A 20,295-nucleotide genomic window follows, 5' to 3' on the forward strand; every position below is an offset into this window, starting at 1 on the left:
AGACCCGACGCTCAACGCCCCGCGGCCAGCAGCTCCTGAGTGAACGGATGCTGCGGAGCAGCGAACACCGCGGCAACCGGGCCCTGCTCCACCACGACACCGTCCTGCATCACGAGCACATCGCCGGACACCGCGGCGACGACATCGAGGTCGTGCGAGATGAAGATCATGGTCAGCTCGCGATCGCGCTGCAGACGCCCGAGCAGCTGCAGCACCTTCTCGCGCACAGACGGGTCAAGAGCGGAGACCGGCTCGTCGAGCACCAGCACGTCGGGATCGGCGGCGAGCGCCCGAGCGATCGCGGCACGCTGCCGCTGACCACCTGACAGCTCAGCAGGTCGGCGTCGAGCCAGAGCCGGATCGAGGTCCACCTCCGCCATCAACGCCGCTACTCGTGCGGCCCGCGCTGCCCACGGCACATCACCCGCCTCGAGCGCCTCGCGCAGCGATCGCCCGATCGTCCAACGCGGATCGAACGCACCGAGCGGATTCTGGTGCACGAGCTGCACCCGATGCGCACCGGGATCGCCCGCCCAACGCAACTCTCCCGAGTCCGGCTTCTCCACGCCGACGATCATGCGCGCGAGCGTCGTCTTGCCCGAACCGGACTCCCCCACGACTCCCAGCGTCTGTCCCTGCAAGAGCGTGAACGACGCGCCGTCGACGGCCGGAACGCTGGAGAACGCCTTGGACACCTCGACCCCCGTGAGCACCGCGTCCCCGAGCCCGAACCGATCCGAACGCGGCTCGTGCATGGTCGCGGCGATCAGTTCGCGGGTGTACTCCTCCTGCGGTGCATCCAGCACATCGACGACCGCGCCGTGTTCGATGACCCGACCCGCTCGCATCACGAGCACGCGATCCGCGACTCTGCGCACCGCGGCGATGTCGTGACTGATGAACACGACGGCGGTACCCGCATCCGCGATCGATCGCAGCAGAGCGAGCACCCGCGCCTGCACGGTGGCATCCAGCGCAGTGGTCGGCTCGTCGGCGACGAGCACTGCAGGCTGACCCGCGAGCGCCGATGCGATCAGGGCGCGCTGCCGCAGCCCACCGGAGAGCTCGTGCGGGTACTGGGCTGCGCGACGCGCGGCATCCGTCATCGACACCGACTCCAGCAGCTCGATCGCACGAACCCGGCGCGCACGTCGCGACAGTCGCGTGTGGATCGCGAGCGGCTCAGCTACCTCTGCACCGACACGCCTCAGCGGGTCGAGCGACACCAGCGCATCCTGCGAGACCAGTCCCACACGACTGCCTCGCAGCTCACGCCACTCACTCTCCGAGAAGCCCCGAGCGTCGACACCGTCGATGCTCAGCACATCCGCGGTGACCCGCGCAGCGTCCGGCGTCAGCCCGAGCAGTGCGGATGCCGTGAGCGACTTCCCCGCACCCGACTCCCCGACGATCGCCAGACACTCCCCCGGGGCGACGTCGAACGAGACGCCGTCCACGAGCAGCATTCCCCGTATCGCGACCGACAGGTTCTGCACGACGAGCGCGCTCATCACGCCCTCCCCTCTGCACGTGCCCGCAGACTGCGACCGACGATGGTCGCCGACACCACGGTCAGCGTGATCGCCACGCCGGGGAACACCGCGATCCACCAGGCCGTGCCGAGTACGTTCCGCCCGCCCGAGAGCATGAGGCCCCACTCGGGCGACGGTTCGATCGGTCCGAGTCCGAGGAAGCTGAGGCCCGCGGCCGCGAGGATGCTGGAACCGATCCCGATCGTCGCCAGCACGCTGAGCGAGCCGAGCACCCCTGGCACGACGTGACGGACGAACGCCCGCATCGCAGGGACGCCGAGGATGCGGGCGGCCTCCACATGCTCGGCGAGCGCGAGAGACCGAGTCTGCACCCGCGCGAGTCGCACGTACACCGGAACGGCGGCGATCGTCACGGCGATCGCGACATTCGTCGGTCCTGGTCCGAGAACCGCCACCACCACGAGCGCCACGAGGAACTCCGGGAATGCGAGCAGCACGTCCGTGATGCGCATGACCGTGGCATCCACGGCGCGCGGGGCGATGCCCGACAGCGCACCGACCACGAGCCCGATCACCAGCGCCAGAGCAGTCGCGAGCAGTCCGATTCCCACCGAACGTCCCGCACCGAAGACGACGCGCGAGAACACGTCGCGTCCGCTCTGGTCCGTGCCGAACAGGTGCGCCGCGCTGGGCGCCTCCAACGCGGCACGCACATCCGTGCGCAACGGGTCGTGCGTCGCGATCAGTTGCGGGAACAGCGCCATCACCGCCACCACGGCGAGAACGACGAGCGCCACCCACAGCAGCACGCGCCGCGGAATGCCCTGCGGTGACGCGCGCATACGCCAAGCGATATCGGGACGAGCAGACACGCTCATGCGCCCACCTCCCGCACGCGTACGTCAACCGGACGCAGCCGCGGGTCGAGCACCGGATACAGCAGCTCCACGATGAGGTTGACCACGACGAACACCAGAGCGCTGAACAGGATGATCCCGGTGATCACCGGCAGATCGCGATCCGTGATCGCCGACAGCGTCACACGTCCGATTCCGGGCCTCGCGAACACCGTCTCCACGAGCACGGCACCGCCGAGCAGCGACCCGACCAGGTAGGCGGCGAGAGTCAACGCCCCCGCCGCACCGTGCCGCAGGGTGTGATGGGCGGTGAGTCGCACCTGCCCCGCACCGCGGGCCCGCACGGTGGTCGCCCACGGCTGACGCTCCGCTGCCTCGACGCCGTCACGCAGCACCTGGCCGAGCAACGCAGCCACAGGGAGAGCGAGAGTGATCGCCGGCAGCACGATCGTGGCTGGATTGCGCGTGCCGGACACCGGGAACCAACCCAGGCCGAACGCGAAGACGCTGAGCAGCAGGATACCGATCCAGAACACCGGCGAGGACAGCACGACCAGCTCGAACCCGGCGACGATGCCCCGCGACACCCTGCCCCGGGCCAACAGCGCCACGGCGAGCGCGAGCACCACCGCGATCACGAGAGCGAGCGCCGTCAGCTGCACGGTGGCGCCGAGCTGACGACCGATCACCTCGGTCACCGGCATCCTCAGCTGATACGACTCCCCCAGGTTTCCCTGCAGCAGCTGCCAGAGGTACGAGAAGTACTGCTCCAGCGGTGGACGATCCAGCCCCAGCTCGGCCCGGATGCCGTCCTTGACCGCTTCGCTCACCTGGGCCTGAGGCCCCAGCATCACTGAGACGGGGTCACCCGGGATCACCCTGAACGCGAGGAACGCGAGCGTCGCCGCGCCCCAGAGGACGATGACGACGGATGCTGCGAGTCCCGCGATCCGGATGAGCAGAGGCTTCACGACCGGATCAGCTGACCGTGACCTCGTAGAACAGCGGACGGCCGTACAGGTCGTATTCGAGACCGGAGACGGTGTCGTTCACGGCGGTGATGAGAGACGGGCTGTAGAGCGGCACGATCGCAGTGTAGTCAGCATTCCACTGCTGCAGCTGCTGGTAGATCGCCGCTCGCGCGTCGACATCGCTGGTCGCGATGCCCTCTTCGAGCAGGCTGTCGATCTCGGGATCGGTGACCTGCGAGGCGTTCTGGAAGCCGTCGGTGTGCAGGTGGCTGCGCAGCAGATCGCCGTCGACACCCGAGAAGCCCCAGTCGGTGAGGTCGAAGGTCTTGGGGCCGTACTGCTCGTTGTAGGCACCGGGTTCCAGCACTTCGCGCACGACCTCGAAGCCGATGTCGGCGAGATCGGACTGGATGGCGTTCGCGAGGGCCGCGTTGTCGTCGGACACCGGCGTGTAGGCGATCCATCGCACCGAGAGCCGCGTGCCGTCCTTCATGCGGATGCCGTCGCTGTCGCGCTCGGTCCATCCGGCCTCATCCAGAAGACTGTTCGCCTCATCCTGGTCGAACGGCCGGCTGCCCTCGAGCGAGGCGTCGTAACCCGGCGTCGTCGATCCGAGGATGCTCCAGGCGCGAGGGAACTGGCCGAAGAAGATCTCCTCGACGGCCGCATCGACATCGATGCCGCGGGCGAACGCCTGCCGCACCTTCTCGTCGGCGAAGACGCCGTACTTCTCGTTCAAGTACAGCGAGTACGGAAGGCCGGGGTACTCGTTCGAGGCGACCGTGAGCGTGTCGGGCAGCTCCACGGCGAGGTTCGGCGGAATGTTGCTGGCCAGGTCGGCCTCTCCGCTCTCCACGACTCCGGCACGCACAGAGGCCTCCGGCAGGATCTCGACGCGCAACGTCTCGAACTGCGCGGCTTCCGCTCCGTCAGGGCCCCACGCATAGTCAGGGTTGCGGGTATAGACGATCTCCTGGTCGGGCGTGTACTCGGTGAGCTCGAACGGACCGGTTCCCACCGTGACGTCCGGGCCACCGGCCTTGAGCTGATCGGCCGAACTCTCCAGCACCGCCGGCGAGTAGAAGCCGAGCAGCGGAGTGCTGGCGGCCTGCAGGAACGGGGCATACGGCTGACTGAAGCTGACCTCGACGGTGTACTCGTCGATCACCTCGGTACCGGCGTAGAAGTCGCCGCCGAGCATGCTCGCGGCCTGGGCGGATGCCGTCTCGGGGTCTGCGATGCGGTCGAAGTTCGCCTTCACCGCATCCGCATTGAACGGCTCGCCGTCGTGAAAGGTGACATCTTCACGCAGATCGAACGTGTAGGTCGTGCTGTCCTCCGATACCGTCCAATCGCTGGCGAGCCACGGCGAGAACGATCCATCGGACTCCTGGAACACCAGCGAGTCGAGGACTGTGCGCTGCACCATGCTCGACACGTCGAGCTGGCTGGTCTGCGGATCCATGTGCCCGGCCGAGAGATTCGCGCCCTCGATGGCCCAGACCACCTCTCCACCGCCATCGCCGTCCGACGAGCCTCCGGGGCCGGCGCAGGCGCTGAGCGCCAGGGTAGCGGCCGCGGCGAGCGCGGTGATGGGCAGAATACGACGCACGAGCAGGCTGGGCATGCGAGTCCTCAGAAAGAGCGGAAGGGGTCGGTCAATTCTAGCCGGGGTTTTTGGACGGGGTCGATCTAACCGTGGCGCGCTTCCGCTCGGCAGCATCCACCGCCGGCACGATGGCCGCAGCGGCCGGCGCACCGGCGCGACCTGCAAGGAACGCCTCGTAATCGGCATCCGACACCTCGAGCACCCGCAGGACGTTCCCATGTGCTGCCGCTTCGAGATCATCCTCCGACCATCCACGCGCTCGCAACTCGGCGAACAGCGCGGGGTATGAGGAGACGTCGTCCAGGCCTTCGGGTATCTCGTCCGTGCCGTCGTAGTCAGCACCGATACCCACAGCGTGCACGCCCGCGACATCTCGGATGTGCTCGAGATGATCCGCCGCGTCGGCGACGCTGACCACGGGAGCTGTGCCTTGCGCACCGGCCGCCCACCAGTCCCGCCGTGACTGCGACAGGAACGTCGGCACGAACGCGAGCATGACGACGCCGCGCTGGGCTCCGATTGCGGCCAGCACGTCGTCCGGCACGTTCCTCGGATGATCGCACAGGGCGAGCGCTGCCGAATGGCTGACGATGACCGGGCGCTCCGTCTCCTGGAGCGCATCGCGCATGGTGCTCGGCGCGACGTGGGCGAGATCGACGAGGACTCCGATCCGGTTCATCTCCCGGACGGCCTCGCGACCGAAACTCGTCAGGCCGCCGTGGCGGGGCTCATCCGTGGCCGAGTCGGCCAGCGTGGACGTCCGCGACCACGAGAGCGTCATGTAGCGCGCGCCCGCACGGGCGAACTGCCGCAGGACGGCCAGGGAGCCGCCGAGCTGATCGCCGCCCTCGACTCCGATGAGAGACGCGATGCGCCCATCAGTCATGGCCGCTCTCACATCCGCCGCGGTGCATGCGAAGGCGAGGCGTGTCGGATGGGCGTCGATCAGGCGATGCACGAAGTCGATCTGCTCCAGAGTGGCGACGACCTGCTCCGCTCCCTCCAGCACCGGATCGACCCATACCGACCAGAACTGTCCGGCGACGCCGCCCTCCGCCAGCCGCGGAAGGTCGGTGTGGAGGGTCGCGACGGATCGATCGAGCTCGTGAACCGCGTAGCCGAGTGATGTGCGGCTCGCCCACGCGAGATCGTTGTGTCCGTCGATGACTGCAGGGGATCTCCTGCTCATGTCTGTCACCCCTCGATCATTTCAGCGCCGCGCCCTCATCACGCACACCGCGCCGTTCCTTCACCGTCATCCGATCGCTTCGGTAGGATGGGAGGCACACCCACACTCAGGCACGCTCACACAGTGCCGCATACATCGCGCAAGGAGACCTCCATGTCGGCACCCGCCCAGAACCAGATCCCCGACAAGCCCGTCCTCGAAGGTCTCGAAGCGAAGTGGGATGGTGTCTGGTCCGAGCAGGGCACCTATCTGTTCGACCGCGTGCGTGCCGCCGAGCTCGGCCGTGAGGGCGTCTACTCGATCGACACACCCCCGCCGACGGCATCCGGTTCTCTGCACATCGGTCACGTGTTCTCGTACACGCACACCGATGTCAAGGCGCGCTACGAGCGCATGCGTGGCAAGAACGTCTTCTACCCGATCGGCTGGGACGACAACGGCCTGCCGACTGAGCGCCGCGTGCAGAACTTCTACGGCGTGCGCGTCGACCCGACACTCCCCTACGACGCCGACTTCGTTCCTCCCTTCGAGGGCAATGCGAAGAGCCTGAAGGCCGCCGACCAGCAGCCGATCAGCCGGCGCAACTTCATCGAGCTGTGCGAACGCCTCACCGTCGAGGACGAGAAGCAGTTCGAAGACGTCTTCCGCCAGATGGGTCTCAGCGTCGACTGGACTCAGACCTACCGCACGATCTCCGACGAGACGATCCGGCAGAGCCAGCTCGGGTTCATCCGCAACCACGAGCGCGGCGAGGCGTACCAGGCTCTCGCGCCGACGCTGTGGGACGTCGACTTCCGCTCGGCGATCGCGCAGGCCGAGCTCGAGGATCGCGACCAGCAGGCCTCGTACCACCGCATCGCGTTCCACAAGACCGACGGCTCCGGCGACATCCACATCGAGACGACGCGTCCCGAACTGCTCGCGGCCTGTGTGGCTCTCGTGGCGCACCCCGACGACGAGCGCTACCAGTCGTACTTCGGCCAGACAGTGCGCACGCCGCTGTTCGACGTCGAGGTACCAGTGCTGGCGCACCACCTCGCCCAGCAGGACAAGGGCTCCGGCATCGCGATGGTCTGCACGTTCGGCGATGTCACCGACATGATCTGGTGGCGTGAGCTCGACCTGCCGATCCGCACCATCCTGGGTCTGGACGGTCGCGTGATCGCGGACGCCCCTGAGGCGATCGCCTCGGATGCCGGCACCGCTGCCTATGCGGAGCTCGCAGGCAAGACCGTCTTCAGCGCCAAGAAGCGCGTCGTCGAGCTGCTGGAGGAGTCGGGCGAGCTGCTCGAGGTTTCGAAGCCCTTCAACCACGCAGTGAAGTTCTTCGAGAAGGGCGACCGCCCGCTCGAGATCGTCTCGACGCGCCAGTGGTACGTCCGCAACGGCGCCCGCGACGAGGCGCTGCGCGATCAGCTCATCGCGCACGGCAAGCAGCTGCAGTGGCACCCCGACTTCATGCGCGTGCGCTACGAGAACTGGGTCGGCGGTCTGACCGGCGATTGGCTCGTCTCGCGTCAGCGCTTCTTCGGCGTGCCGCTGCCGGTCTGGTACGGCCTGGATGAGAACGGCGATCGCGACTACGACCGCGTGCTGATGGCGTCACCAGAGCAGCTGCCGATCGATCCGACCAGCGATGTGCCGACCGGCTACACCGAGGACCAGCGCGGCGTCGCGGGTGGCTTCGAGGCCGAGACCGACATCCTCGACACCTGGGCCACCTCGTCGCTGACCCCGCAGCTGGCCGGCGGCTGGCAGCGCGATGAGGAGCTGTGGAACCTCGTCGCCCCGTTCGACGTGCGTCCCCAGGCACAGGACATCATCCGCACCTGGCTGTTCTCGACCATGCTCCGCTCGACGCTCGAAGACGGCCGTTCACCGTGGAAGCACGCCTCGATCTCGGGCTTCATCGTCGATCCAGACCGCAAGAAGATGTCGAAGTCCAAGGGCAACGTCGTGACGCCCGCCGACATCCTCGAGAAGCATGGTTCGGATGCTGTGCGCTACTGGGCGGCTTCCAGCCGCCTCGGAGTGGATGCCGCGTTCGACCCGCAGAATCCGACGCAGATGAAGATCGGCCGCCGCCTGGCGATCAAGGTGCTCAACGCCGCGAAGTTCGTGCTCTCATTCCCGGTGCCAGAGGGCGCGCAGGTGACGCACGCGCTGGACGCATCCATGCTCAAGGCGCTCGACGAGGTCGTCCAGGAGACCACCAAGGCGTTCGACGCGTTCGATCACGCTCGCGCGCTCGAGATCACCGAATCGTTCTTCTGGGCGTTCTGCGACGACTACCTCGAGCTCGTCAAGGAGCGCGCGTACGACCAGACCGATGTCGGCCAGCCGTCTGCCGCGCTCGCACTGCGGATCGCGCTGTCGACGCTGCTGCGTCTTCTTGCACCGGTCGTGTCGTTCGCCACTGAGGAGTCGTGGAGCTGGTTCGAAGAGGGTTCGATCCACACCGCCGCCTGGCCGGAGCCTCTCGGCGCCGAAGGCGATCCTGCCGTGCTGGCCGCGGCGAGTGCCGCGTTGATCGGCATCCGCCGTGCCAAGACCGAGGCGAAGGCCTCGCAGAAGACGCCAGTGTCCCGTGCCGTGATCGTCGCTCCCGCTGAGACGCTTGAGTCCGTGCGTGCCGCTGCGGACGATCTGCGAGCCGTCGGCCGGATCGCGGTGCTCGAGTTCGCGGTGGGCGACGAGCTCGCCGTGACCGAGATCGAGCTGGCTCCCGTGGAGGCGAGCTGATGCAGCTCGGCACGCGGTGGGCGACGGGCTCGGCTGCTCCGGCATCCGTTCCCGCCGCTCTGCGGCCCGCCATCGCCGAGGTCGAGGCACGAGGCGTCACCGGCATGTGGACGCTCACATGGCTGGAAGGTCGTCCGATCGCCGAGCTGGATGCCGGATGGGAAGTGCTGGTCACGGCATCCGGCGAGGTCATCGCCCGCCCCTTCCAGGACTGAGCGCTTCTAGCGCCTGATCACTCCGACCTGCGCGAGCATGTGGTCTGCGGCCCGCGGATCCGCCTTCCGCGTCTGCTCGGCTTGCACCGCCGCGAGCATCGCATCGCGGCGCTCCTGCCGCAGCTCTGCACGCCGCATCGCCCACCGGGTGACGGCATCCGCGAGCCGGATCGACGCACGCTCGAGTGCTGTCGCACCGCGCGGTACGGCGTGCGTACGGGTTATGGCCACTGCGCTCATGATGCGGTCTCCTTCTTGGTCGTGAGGTTCTTCAGCGGGAAGACGTCGGCGCGAACGCTGACTCTGCGAACCCCCTCCCCCTTCTGTCCGCGATAGGTGTCTGCCGCCTCGTCGATGATGGCTTCGAGCTTCTTGATGAGGTCGATCGTCTGTTCTGCGGTCATGCTGATGCCGCTGGTCATCGACGAGCTCGCGTCGACCCACTCGGCCGGCTCCTTGTCGATGCGGCCGCTGAAGAACTCCATGAGCTCTTCGTGTCGACGGCGATGCACTTCGGCGACGGCGACCTGGAGCGCGGCTTCACCCGCCGGTGATCCCTGCACTGCTCGCGAGTCGTACACGATGCCGCCGGCCGGGCGCTCCCACCAGCGCTCGCGTCCGCCGTGCTCTCCGACGACTTCGCGGATGAGATCGTGTCGCGCGAGTGCCCGCAGGTGGTAGCTGGTCGCGCCGGACGACTCTCCCAGGATCTCGGCCACAGTGCTCGCCGTCTGGGGGCCCTCCTGGGCGAGGATGTCGAAGATCCGCACGCGCAGCGGGTGCGACAGGGCACGCAGTGCACCGGCATCCAGCACTCGGCGGGCTGGTGCGGCGGGGTTCTTCTCGTTCTCGGCCATAATGCAAAGATACCTTTGCAACGTATTCTTTGCAAGCATTTCTTTGCGTGGCGTTCGGCGTTGGCCATAGGCTCGTGGGATGACCGATGCCGCGAACCCGCTCCTGACGCCATCCGCTCTCCCCTACGCGCTCCCCGACTACGCCGCGATCCGGCCCGAGCACTACCTGCCGGCGTTCCACGCGGCATTCGACCAGCATCTCGCCGAGATCAGGCGCATCACGATGGTGCGATCGATGCCGACGTTCGAGAACACGATGGTGCCGCTCGAGCACGCCGGAGCCGCGCTCGACCGCGTCGCGCATGCCTTCTACACGGTGAGCTCGGCAGATGCCACCGACGACATCCAGGCGATCGATGAGGAGCTCGCTCCCCTGATGGCTGCACATGAGGACGCCATCCGCCTGGACGCGCAGCTGTACTGGCGGGTGAAGACGCTGCACGAGCAGCTCGGCGAACTGGAGCTCGACGGCGAGAGCCGCTACCTGGTTCAGCGGCACTTCCGCGAGATGACGCACGCAGGAGCCGCGCTCGACGACGATGCGAAGTCGCAGCTCACCGCCCTCAACCAGCAGCTGTCCACCCTCACCACGACATTCGAGAAGAACCTGCTCGCCGACACCAACGACCTCGCCGTGCTGTTCGACAGCGCCGAAGAGCTCGATGGGCTCGCCGAAGGCGAGCTCTCGGCAGCTGCACGCGCGGCGAGCGAGCGCGGTCACGACGGCTTCCTCATCTCGCTCCCCCTCTTCACGGGGCATCCGTACCTCGCATCGCTGTCCAACCGCGAGAGCCGTCGCCGGATCATGGAAGCATCCCGCTCCCGAGGGGCACGCGGCAATGCGCACGACAACCGCGCTGTACTGACTGAGATCGCCGCTCTCCGCGCCGAGCGCGCCGCGCTGCTCGGCTACCCGTCGCACGCCGCCTACGTGACGGCCGACGAGACCGCCGGCACGCCGGAGGCCGTGTCCGATCTGTTGCACCGGCTGGCCCCCGCCGTCGCATCCAACGCCCGTGCGGAGCAGGAGGCGCTTCAGGCGATCATCGATGAGACCGAGAACGTGCCCTTCGCGCTGGAGGCGCACGACTGGGCGTACTACACCGAGAAGGTGCGCACGGCGACGTACGACATCGACACGGCAGCGCTGCGGCCATGGTTCGAAGCAGAGCGCGTGCTGCAGGACGGCGTCTTCCACGCGGCGACGCAGTTGTACGGTGTGACGTTCACCGAGCGCGCGGATCTGGTCGCGTATCACCCCGGTGCACGGGTGTTCGAGGTGCACAACGCCGGTGGCAGCGCGCTCGGCCTGTACGTGCTCGACCTCTACACGCGCGACTCCAAGCGCGGTGGGGCGTGGATGAACCCGATCGTCAGCCAGTCCGCGCTGCGCGGCACCGCCCCGGTCGTCGTGAACAATCTGAACGTGTCACGGCCGGGCGACGGGCAGCCGACGCTGTTGACGCTGGATGAGGTCACGACGCTTTTCCACGAGTTCGGACACGCGCTGCACGGGCTGTTCGCGACGGTCAACTATCCCCACTTCGCCGGGACCAACGTCTTTCGCGACTTCGTGGAGTTCCCCAGCCAGGTGAACGAGATGTGGATCCTCTGGCCGGAGGTGCTCGACAACTATGCCCGTCATCACGAGACGGGCGAGGCGCTGGATGCTGCGATCGTCGAGCGTCTGCGCGCGACCGAGACCTTCAACCAGGGGCACGACACGAGCGAGTACTTGGCCGCCGCGTGGCTCGATCAGGCCTGGCATCGGGTGGGCACTGACGCGCAGATCGACGACGTCGCCGCGTTCGAGACAGCGGCACTCGCGGAGATCGGTCTGGACAACCCTTCGGTGCCGACGCGCTACTCCTCCACGTACTTCGCGCATGTGTTCTCGGGCGGCTACAGCGCCGGGTACTACTCGTACATCTGGAGCGAGGTGCTCGACGCCGACACCGTGGAGTGGTTCCGCGACAACGGCGGCCTGACCCGCGAGAACGGCGACCGCTTCCGGGCACGGCTTCTGGGCGTCGGCGGATCGAAGGATCCGCTGGAGGCCTATCGCGACTTCCGCGGCCGCGACGCCGAGATCGCCCCGCTGCTCAAGCGCCGCGGGCTGGACGGGTGACAAGAACGCCTGGCTCGGGTCCGGCGGGCCTTAGACGGACGCGCGGCGAGACTACTCGATCATCATCGCGGCGCCTCTGCCTCTGGACCGTGTGCCAGTGGAACGGGCACACTATGCGTTCAAGTCGGAGACCAGACCGAGCCCGAAGGCGAATTCGCGCATGCGCGTGGCCATCGCCTGCGGCACCTCTGCAACGGCGAAATGTCCGCCCTCCGGCATCCGATCGAACGACCGCAGGTCACGGTAGAAGCTCCGGGCCACGCTCTCCGGGTAATCGTGTTCGTGTCGCTGTATCGCCACCGCTGCCGGCACCTCGACCGGCGGTATGCGCTCATCGTCTTCGGAGTCGAAGTATCGCCTGAATGACGTGGCGATGCTCTGTGTCGACCAATAGATCATCGCCTCGGTGAGGATGCGGTCACGAGAGATCTTTCGCTCAAGCATCTCGGGCCGTCCCGTCGGTGTATCGCTCCACTCCACGAGCTTCTCCACGAGCCACGCAAGCAACCCGGCCGGAGAATCATTCAGCGCCGCAGCGAGCGTATCGGGACGCGTCCCTTGCACGTGACCGTAGGCACCGTCCGGCCCGCCACTCGCCGAGAGCCGATCGAAGAACGCGCGAGCCGCCGGGTCTTCCACGCCGGCACGCTCCTCGTCGGTGCCGAAGTGGGCGTGTGTAGCGAGGATGCCGTGCACGTGACCGGGGTACGTCGCCGCGATCAGATCGCTCACGTTCGCGGAGATGTCCTCCCCGTAGGTGAAGTAGCGCTCGTAGCCGAGCGCATCGGTCATCAGCGTGTGCATCAATCGGGCCATCACGTTCTCGGTCATGGTGCCGTCGTATGGGGCCGAGAACGCGAACCCGGGCATGCTCGGAACGACGACGTGGAAGTCCGGCAGCAACCGGGCGAAATCGAGCTGCAGCGCGAACGTGTGCGGCCATCCGTGCATCACCAGGAGCGCCGGAGCGTCCGGCCGTTCTGATCGCAGATGTGCGAAATGCACGTCGGTGCCCTCGATGTCCACGATGAACTGCGGGTGCCGGTTGAGCCACTCCTCGCGGGCACGCCAGTCGAACGCGCTCCACGAATCGACCAGGTCGTGAAGGTATGCCGCATTCATCCCCGTCTCGGGGCGTCGGGGTGAATCGGGCAGCAGCCGTGAGCGTGACAGTCGCTCTCGCAGATCGACGACCACGTCATCGGGAACGGAGACTCGAAAGCTTCGCATGCGCTCACCCTAGAACGCACATCGGACATCGGCGTCAGAGGTGCGGCAGCGCCTTGTACCAGGTCAGCTGATGATAGCTCTGCTGCAGGCGCTCCCCCAGTCCGGCGACCGGCAGAACGCGAACGGTGATCAGCTCACCGTCGTCCAACGTCTGATCCGCGACGCGCGTGCAGCCGACGGCGAGGAAGTGGTGGACGCGGTTCGTCTGATTGCCGAAGTTCGCCCAGGTCGCGCCGAGATCGATGACCTCCGCAGCGACGTACCCGGTCTCCTCGAGGAGTTCCCTCGTCGCCGCATCACGCGGCTCCTCGCCGGTGTCGACGGCACCGCCGATCGTGCCCAGCGCGATGACCCCCGCGCCGTGGCGGTATTCCTCCACGAGGATCGCGTTGCCATCGACGTCGACAGCGAGCAGTGAGATCCACTCACTCGGCTCCAACACGTAGTAGGGCGAGATCGTGCGCCCCGCAGCATCCACGCATTCGTCGGCGCGCAACCTGATCCAGCGATCCGCGACGATCATCCTGCTGGATGTCGTCTGCCACGGTTCGGGGCTGCGCCCCGCCTCACTCACGCGCTCTTGCGCTTGCGTTCCATCACGATGGTCGGCGGCGCGCCGTCATCGACAGCGGCACGCGTGACGACGACCTTCTTCACGTCTTCGGCCGACGGGATCTCGAACATGATCGGTCCGAGCACGTCTTCGAGGATCGCACGGAGACCGCGCGCGCCGGTCTTGCGCTCGACCGCCAGGTTGGCGATCGACCGCAGAGCGTCGTCGTCGAACTCGAGCTCGACGCCGTCGATCTCGAACATGCGCTGATACTGCTTGACGAGTGCGTTGCGCGGTCCGGTGAGGATGTCGATCAAGGCGTCCTGATCGAGCGGCGACACCGAGGCGATGATGGGCAGACGCCCGATGAACTCAGGAATGAGACCGAACTTGTGCAGGTCTTCCGGAAGCACCTCGCTGTAGAGATCGAGGTCCTTGCTCTTGTCGTGCAGCGGAGCGCCGAAACCGACACCGTGCTTGCCGATGCGCGAGGAGACGATGTCTTCCAGCCCGGCGAATGCACCGGCGACGATGAACAGCACGTTCGACGTGTCGATCTGCAGGAACTCCTGGTGCGGGTGCTTGCGACCGCCCTGGGGCGGCACGGACGCGACCGTGCCCTCGATGATCTTCAGCAGCGCCTGCTGCACACCCTCGCCGGAGACATCACGCGTGATCGACGGATTCTCCGACTTTCGGGCGATCTTGTCGATCTCGTCGATGTAGATGATCCCCTGCTCGGCGCGCTTCACGTCGTAATCAGCGGCCTGGATCAGCTTGAGGAGGATGTTCTCGACATCTTCACCGACGTAGCCGGCCTCGGTGAGCGCCGTGGCATCCGCGACGGCGAACGGCACGTTGAGGCGCTTCGCGAGCGTCTGTGCGAGATACGTCTTGCCGCAACCGGTCGGTCCGATCATCAGGATGTTGCTCTTGGCGATCTCGACCTCGTCGGCCTTCTGCTCGGCGAGCTGAAGCGTGCCGTGGGCGCGAACGCGCTTGTAGTGGTTGTAGACGGCGACGGACAACGACCGCTTCGCGGCCTCCTGACCGACGACGTACTCCTCGAGGAACGAGAAGATCTCACGTGGCTTGGGCAGCTCGAAATCGGCGACGCCGTCGGCGGAGGATTCCGCCATGCGCTCTTCGATGATCTCGTTGCACAGCTCGACGCATTCGTCGCAGATGTACACACCGGGGCCAGCGATCAGCTGCTGGACCTGCTTCTGGCTCTTTCCGCAGAACGAGCACTTGAACAGGTCAGCGCTTTCACCGATTCGGGCCATGCGCATCCTCCTTGGAGAGCCTGAGAGACATCTTCGAGCCTAACCTCTCCCTCGGACACTGGGCCGCATTGGCGCGGTCTGACTCAGATCATGCTCTTCGGGTGCCACACGGTCTTCGTCTCGGTGAACGCCGCGATCCTCTCCGGCGACGCCGTCACCTCGCCGGGCGTCAGCACGCGCTTGAGCGTGTCAGCCGCAGCGATCTGCAGGTCGACCCAGTCGAGCGCGTCTGCACCGGCGAGGTCGAGTGCGTTGACGTCGGCGTGCGACGCGAGCCACGGGGCGATCTCGGCGGGCGATCCGGTGAGCACGTTCACGACTCCCCCAGGCACGTCGCTCGTCGCGAGCACCTCGGCGAAGCTGATGGCCGAGAGCGGATGCCGCTCGCTCGCGACCACGACGACCGAGTTGCCGGCGACCAACGCGGGGGCGACCACCGAGACGAGTCCGAGCAGTGCGGAGTCCTGGGGCGCGACGATCGCCACGATGCCGGTCGGCTCCGGCACCGAGATGTTGAAATAGGGACCGGAGACCGGGTTCGCGTTGCCGGCGACCTGGGCGTACTTGTCACACCAGCCCGCGTACCAGACCCACAGATCCACGGCCTCGTCGACCTGTGCACCAGCGGCTGCCGCCGATACGCCTTCCTGCGCGACGATCTCGTCGACGAACTGCGCACGACGCCCCTCGAGCACCTCGGCGACCCGGTAGAGCACCTGGCCCCGGTTGTACGCCGTCGCCCCGGACCATCCCTTGACCGCCGCACGAGCGGCGACCACGGCATCCCGAGCATCCTTGCGAGAGCCCTTGGACGCGTTCGCGAGGAACGCACCCTTCGCCGAGAGCACCTCGTAGGTGCGGCCGGACTCGCTGCGCGGGAACTTTCCACCGATCGCGAGCTTGTACGTCTTCGGAACAGTCAGTCGCTTGCTCATGCCGAAGCTCCCTTCAGGTATGCGGTGAGACCGTGCCGGCCGCCTTCGCGGCCGTATCCGGATTCCTTGTACCCGCCGAACGGACTGGCGGGGTCGAACCGATTGAAGGTGTTCGCCCAGACGACTCCCGCGCGCAGCTGGTCGGCGACGGCGAGGATGCGCGAGCCCTTGTCCGTCCAGATGCCTGCCGACAGCCCGTAAGGGGTGTTGTTCGCCTTGGCGATCGCTTCGGCAGGTGTGCGGAACGTGAGCACCGAGAGCACGGGTCCGAAGACCTCGTCACGCGCGATGCGGTGAGAGGCCTCGACACCCGTGAAGATCGTCGGGGCGAACCAGAAGCCCTTGTCGGGGATGGCGCAGTCGGCGGTCCAGCGCTCTGCGCCCTCGGCCTCGCCGATGTCGCTGAGCTCGCGGATGCGCGAGAGCTGGGCGGAGGAGTTGATGGCTCCGATGTCGGTGTTCTTGTCGAGCGGGTCACCGAGGCGCAGAGTCGACAGGCGCGTCTTCAGCCGGTCGATGACCTCGTCGTGGATCGACTCCTGCACGAGCAGGCGGCTGCCCGCGCAGCAGACGTGACCCTGGTTGAAGAAGATGCCGTTGACGATGCCCTCGACGGCCTGATCGATCGGTGCGTCGTCGAACACGATGTTCGCGGCCTTTCCACCGAGTTCGAGCGTGACCTTCTTACCGGTGCCGGCGACAGCACGGGCGATGTCGCGTCCGACGCCGGTCGAGCCGGTGAACGCGACCTTGTCGACGTCGGGGTGACGCACGAGGGTCGCACCGGCAGATCCGGCGCCGGTGACGATGTTGACGACACCGGCCGGGAGATCGGCCTGCTGCAGGATCTCCGCGAAGATGAGCGCCGTCAGCGGTGTCGTCTCTGCGGGCTTGAGCACCACGGTGTTTCCGGCCGCAAGCGCCGGCGCGATCTTCCACGCCAGCATCAGCAGCGGGAAGTTCCACGGGATGATCTGACCCGCCACACCGAGCGCGCGCGGGTTCGCACCGAGGCCGGCATGATCGAGTTTGTCGGCCCAGCCGGCGTAGTAGAAGAACCAGGATGCGACGAGCGGTACGTCGACGTCGCGGCTCTCCTTGATGGGCTTGCCGTTGTCGAGGCTCTCGGCGACCGCGAGTTCCCGAGCACGCTCCTGCACGAGGCGCGCGATTCGGAAGAGGTACTTGCCGCGGTCGCGGCCGCTCATCTTCGACCACACCTTGTCGTAGGCGCGGCGTGCCGCGGTGACCGCACGATCGATGTCCTCGTCGGAAGCGCCGGCGATCTCGGCGATGTGCGACTCATCGGCCGGTGAGATGGTCGTGAAGCTCTTGCCCGAGCCGTCGACGAACTCGCCGTCGATGAACAGGCCGTAGCTGTCACGCAGGTTCAGGATCGCCTTCGATTCGGGCGCCGGAGCATATTCCAGGAATGACATATCTGGTCCTCAGTCGATCGTGACGTAGTCGGGGCCGGAGTAGTGGCCGGTGGTCATCTTCTGACGCTGGAGTAGCACGTCGTTGAGCAGGCTGGAGGCGCCGAAGCGGAACAGGTGCGGCTGCAGCCATTCCTCGCCTGCCGTCTCGGCGACCGTGACGATGTACTTGATGGCGTCCTTGGACGTGCGGATGCCACCTGCGGGTTTCACGCCGATCTTCTCGCCGGTGCCGCGGTACCAGTCGCGCACGGTCTCGAGCATGAGCAACGTGGTGGGCAGGGTCGCTGCGGGCTGCACCTTGCCGGTGGACGTCTTGATGAAGTCGCCGCCCGCGAGGATGCCGAGCCACGACGCCCGCTTGATGTTGTCGTACGTGTTGAGTTCCCCGGTCTCGAGGATCACCTTCATCGATGCATAGCTGCCGTCTTCGCGGCGGCACGCTTCCTTCACCGCCGCGATCTGGTCGAACACGAGACCGTAGCGACCGGAGAGGAACGCCCCACGATCGATCACCATGTCGATCTCATCGGCGCCGGCCGCGACCGCCTCAGCGGTGTCGGCGAGCTTGATGGCGAGCGAGGAGCGGCCACTCGGGAACGCGGTGGCGACCGCAGCGACAGAGATCTTGCCGTCGTCTGGGTCGCCGTGACGTGCGCCGAGCGCCTCGACGGCGTGGCCGACCATGTCGCCATAGACGCAGACGGCTGCGACGAGCGGCGTCGTCGGGTCACCGGCATCCGGTGTCTTCGCCTTCGCGACGAGCGAGCGCACCTTGCCGGGGGTATCGGCGCCCTCGAGGGTGGTGAGGTCGATCAGCGAGATGATCTTGTCGATCGCCCATGCCTTCGACGTCGTCTTGATCGAGCGGGTGCCCAGGCCGGCAGCGCGCTGCTCGAGGCCGGTCGCGTCCACACCGGGGAGTCCGTGCAGGAAGCGACGCAGCGTGGCATCGTCGGGCTCTCCGCCCAGCACATCCACCGCAGAGCGGCGGGTGAGGTCTTTGGTCGTCATCGTTCCTCCAACAATGCTCGGGCTGTGTTCTCATCGGTCACCAGAACGCTGCACAGTCCGCTGGTCACGACTGTACGCGCGATGTCATGTTTCGGGGCGCCGGCGGTGACGAAGATCGCCTGCTTCGCCGCTCGCAGGCGATCAAGGCTGACGCCGACCGTGCGTGCGTCGAGCTGCGAGTCGACGATGTTGCCGTCCGCGTCGATGTAGCGCCCCAGCACGTCGCCGACGGCTCCGCGACGAGCGAGTTCTTCGACATCTGCCGGTGTCAGATAGCCGTTCTCGACGTGCGCCGAGGATGCGTCGGCGGGGCCGGCAGAGTACAGATAGGTCTGCGCTTCGGCGGCCTGCTCCAAGATGGCGGAGACTGTCCGATCCGCTTCGATCGCCTGCTTCGTCTCGACGCGTTCCAGAATCGCGGGGCTGGGCAGCAGAGTCGTCTGTCCTCCGGCGCGCTGAGCGATGGTCATGGCGAGGTTCGCCGCTCCACCCGAACGCCGATTGAGACTCACGCCACCGTTGAGCTGGACGACGGTCACGCCGTTCGCCCACCCCTCCGGCAATGCTTCTGCGACGGCCGTGAGCGTGCGGCCCCAACTCACGCCGAGCGTGCGCGGTACCGGGCGAAGAGCGGTCAGGTGATCTGCGACGGCCTGGGCGACACGATCAAGGGTTGTGCTCTCGTCATCCGGCATCGGGACGACCACTGCGTCGGCGAGGCCGAAACGCTCGGCGATCTCACGTTCGAGAGCGAGCTTGCGGGCACGCGGATGCACGATCTCGATCCGCACGATGCCCTTCTCCCTGGCGTGCGTGAGGAGGCGCCCCACCTTCCACCGCGAGATCTTCAGGAGAGCGCCGATCTCGTCCTGCGTCTTCGCCTCGTCGTAGTAGAGCTCGGCGACTCGTACGGTGAGCAGATCTTCGTCCACGGCATCCTCCCTTCCATGAACCAGCGTACGCGTGAGCACGCACGCGCGCATCTGCGTGCTCATATGCGCAGGAGGGCGGCTGTCGGCGCGCATTCGCTGGCGCCACCGCATCCTCGACGCGAAGAGACCACCCCTCGGGACACGACAAGGGGCTGCAGTCCGAAGACTGCAGCCCCTTGAAGAACCGGGTTATGAGGAGGTGCGCTTGCGCGTCGTCAGAACCTGATCGACGATGCCGTACTCGAGAGCCTCGGCTGCCGACAGGATGTTGTCGCGGTCGATGTCGCGGTTGACCTGCTCGACCGGCTTGCCCGTGTGCTTCGCCATGGTCTCCTCGAGCCAGGTGCGCATGCGGAGGATCTCCGCGGCCTGGATCTCGATGTCGGATGCCTGCCCCTGCCCAGCTTCGCCCATGGCGGGCTGGTGGATCAGAATGCGCGCGTTGGGCAGCGCAAGGCGCTTGCCTGGTGCACCGGCAGCCAACAGCACTGAGGCAGCCGAGGCCGCCTGACCGAGCACGACTGTCTGGATGTGCGGGGCGACGTACTGCATCGTGTCGTAGATCGCCGTCATCGCGGTGAAGGAGCCACCGGGCGAGTTGATGTACATCGTGATGTCGCGCTCGGCGTCCTGGCTCTCCAGAACGAGGAGCTGAGCCATCACGTCATCTGCTGACGCGTCGTCGACCTGCACGCCCAGGAAGATCACGCGGTCTTCGAAGAGCTTGTTGTACGGGTCCTGCCGCTTGAAGCCGTATGCCGTGCGCTCCTCGAACTGCGGGAGCACGTAACGGCTGGAGGGCAGGTTGCCGGCGGATTGGAAAGTAGGGGTGTACATAGGAGTCCTCT

General features: G+C 66.8%; 18 protein-coding genes. 3 read left to right on the plus strand and 15 right to left on the minus strand.

The genetic code is table 11. The annotated features are described in order from the left end of the window. Positions 1 to 11: 11 nt before the first annotated feature. Genes IEV67_RS14940 through IEV67_RS14960 form a run of 5 tightly spaced genes read right to left on the minus strand, consistent with a single transcriptional unit; the run spans position 12 to position 6,119 of the window. Positions 12 to 1,511, minus strand: coding sequence for a dipeptide ABC transporter ATP-binding protein (locus tag IEV67_RS14940; RefSeq protein WP_188437370.1), 1,500 nt, complete (start codon positions 1,509 to 1,511; stop codon positions 12 to 14). Further along, entirely contained in the window at positions 1,511 to 2,371 is an 861-nt protein-coding gene (locus tag IEV67_RS14945; protein ID WP_229703173.1) for an ABC transporter permease, read from the minus strand. Before IEV67_RS14945 ends, IEV67_RS14940 begins: the two co-directional genes overlap by 1 nt. Continuing rightward, positions 2,368 to 3,321, minus strand: coding sequence for an ABC transporter permease (locus IEV67_RS14950; protein WP_188437371.1), 954 nt, complete (start codon positions 3,319 to 3,321; stop codon positions 2,368 to 2,370). Before IEV67_RS14950 ends, IEV67_RS14945 begins: the two co-directional genes overlap by 4 nt. Positions 3,322 to 3,328: 7 nt before the next feature. Beyond that, on the minus strand, positions 3,329 to 4,948 hold the full coding sequence (locus IEV67_RS14955; RefSeq protein ID WP_188437372.1) for an ABC transporter substrate-binding protein: 1,620 nt from the start codon (positions 4,946 to 4,948) through the stop codon (positions 3,329 to 3,331). Positions 4,949 to 4,985: 37 nt separating this feature from the next. After that, positions 4,986 to 6,119 (minus strand): dipeptidase, encoded by a 1,134-nt coding sequence (locus IEV67_RS14960; protein ID WP_188437373.1) that lies wholly within the window; start codon positions 6,117 to 6,119, stop codon positions 4,986 to 4,988. Positions 6,120 to 6,272: 153 nt separating this feature from the next. On the opposite strand from IEV67_RS14960, the gene valS reads away from it, so the two are divergent. Together valS and IEV67_RS14970 are read left to right on the plus strand one after the other, a co-directional pair. Further along, positions 6,273 to 8,861, plus strand: a complete 2,589-nt coding sequence (gene valS, locus IEV67_RS14965) for a valine--tRNA ligase (protein ID WP_188437374.1) — start codon at positions 6,273 to 6,275, stop codon at positions 8,859 to 8,861. Beyond that, a complete protein-coding gene (locus tag IEV67_RS14970; protein ID WP_188437375.1) occupies positions 8,861 to 9,076 on the plus strand; it encodes a hypothetical protein in 216 nt (71 codons plus the stop codon). The genes valS and IEV67_RS14970 overlap by 1 nt, the downstream gene beginning before the upstream one ends. Before the next feature lie 6 nt (positions 9,077 to 9,082). On the opposite strand, the gene IEV67_RS14975 is transcribed toward IEV67_RS14970, so the two are convergent. Continuing rightward, positions 9,083 to 9,316, minus strand: a complete 234-nt coding sequence (locus IEV67_RS14975; protein WP_188437376.1) for a hypothetical protein — start codon at positions 9,314 to 9,316, stop codon at positions 9,083 to 9,085. Further along, positions 9,313 to 9,933: an ArsR/SmtB family transcription factor gene (locus IEV67_RS14980; RefSeq protein ID WP_188437377.1), complete on the minus strand. Its 621-nt coding sequence runs from the start codon at positions 9,931 to 9,933 to the stop codon at positions 9,313 to 9,315. The genes IEV67_RS14975 and IEV67_RS14980 overlap by 4 nt, the downstream gene beginning before the upstream one ends. A 79-nt stretch (positions 9,934 to 10,012) precedes the next feature. On the opposite strand from IEV67_RS14980, the gene IEV67_RS14985 reads away from it, so the two are divergent. After that, positions 10,013 to 12,061, plus strand: a complete 2,049-nt coding sequence (locus tag IEV67_RS14985; RefSeq protein ID WP_188437378.1) for a M3 family metallopeptidase — start codon at positions 10,013 to 10,015, stop codon at positions 12,059 to 12,061. Positions 12,062 to 12,172: 111 nt separating this feature from the next. On the opposite strand, the gene IEV67_RS14990 is transcribed toward IEV67_RS14985, so the two are convergent. The 8 genes from IEV67_RS14990 to IEV67_RS15025 form a co-directional block, all read right to left on the minus strand. Then, positions 12,173 to 13,291, minus strand: a complete 1,119-nt coding sequence (locus IEV67_RS14990; protein ID WP_188437379.1) for an epoxide hydrolase family protein — start codon at positions 13,289 to 13,291, stop codon at positions 12,173 to 12,175. Between the two features lie 34 nt (positions 13,292 to 13,325). Continuing rightward, complete coding sequence (locus IEV67_RS14995) at positions 13,326 to 13,865, minus strand: NUDIX hydrolase (protein WP_188437380.1); 540 nt, start codon at positions 13,863 to 13,865, stop codon at positions 13,326 to 13,328. Next, complete coding sequence (clpX, locus tag IEV67_RS15000) at positions 13,862 to 15,130, minus strand: ATP-dependent Clp protease ATP-binding subunit ClpX (RefSeq protein WP_188437381.1); 1,269 nt, start codon at positions 15,128 to 15,130, stop codon at positions 13,862 to 13,864. Before clpX ends, IEV67_RS14995 begins: the two co-directional genes overlap by 4 nt. Before the next feature lie 83 nt (positions 15,131 to 15,213). Continuing rightward, on the minus strand, positions 15,214 to 16,065 hold the full coding sequence (locus IEV67_RS15005) for an aldehyde dehydrogenase family protein (protein ID WP_188437382.1): 852 nt from the start codon (positions 16,063 to 16,065) through the stop codon (positions 15,214 to 15,216). Beyond that, positions 16,062 to 17,504 (minus strand): aldehyde dehydrogenase family protein, encoded by a 1,443-nt coding sequence (locus IEV67_RS15010; protein WP_188437383.1) that lies wholly within the window; start codon positions 17,502 to 17,504, stop codon positions 16,062 to 16,064. The genes IEV67_RS15005 and IEV67_RS15010 overlap by 4 nt, the downstream gene beginning before the upstream one ends. A 9-nt stretch (positions 17,505 to 17,513) precedes the next feature. Then, on the minus strand, positions 17,514 to 18,515 hold the full coding sequence (gene deoC / locus IEV67_RS15015; RefSeq protein WP_188437384.1) for a deoxyribose-phosphate aldolase: 1,002 nt from the start codon (positions 18,513 to 18,515) through the stop codon (positions 17,514 to 17,516). Next, positions 18,512 to 19,447: a sugar-binding transcriptional regulator gene (locus IEV67_RS15020; protein ID WP_188437535.1), complete on the minus strand. Its 936-nt coding sequence runs from the start codon at positions 19,445 to 19,447 to the stop codon at positions 18,512 to 18,514. The genes deoC and IEV67_RS15020 overlap by 4 nt, the downstream gene beginning before the upstream one ends. Before the next feature lie 189 nt (positions 19,448 to 19,636). Beyond that, positions 19,637 to 20,284 (minus strand): ATP-dependent Clp protease proteolytic subunit, encoded by a 648-nt coding sequence (locus IEV67_RS15025; RefSeq protein WP_188437385.1) that lies wholly within the window; start codon positions 20,282 to 20,284, stop codon positions 19,637 to 19,639. Positions 20,285 to 20,295 lie beyond the last annotated feature (11 nt).

Source organism: Microbacterium murale, assembly GCF_014635185.1.
GTDB classification, from domain to species: Bacteria; Actinomycetota; Actinomycetes; order Actinomycetales; family Microbacteriaceae; genus Microbacterium; species Microbacterium murale.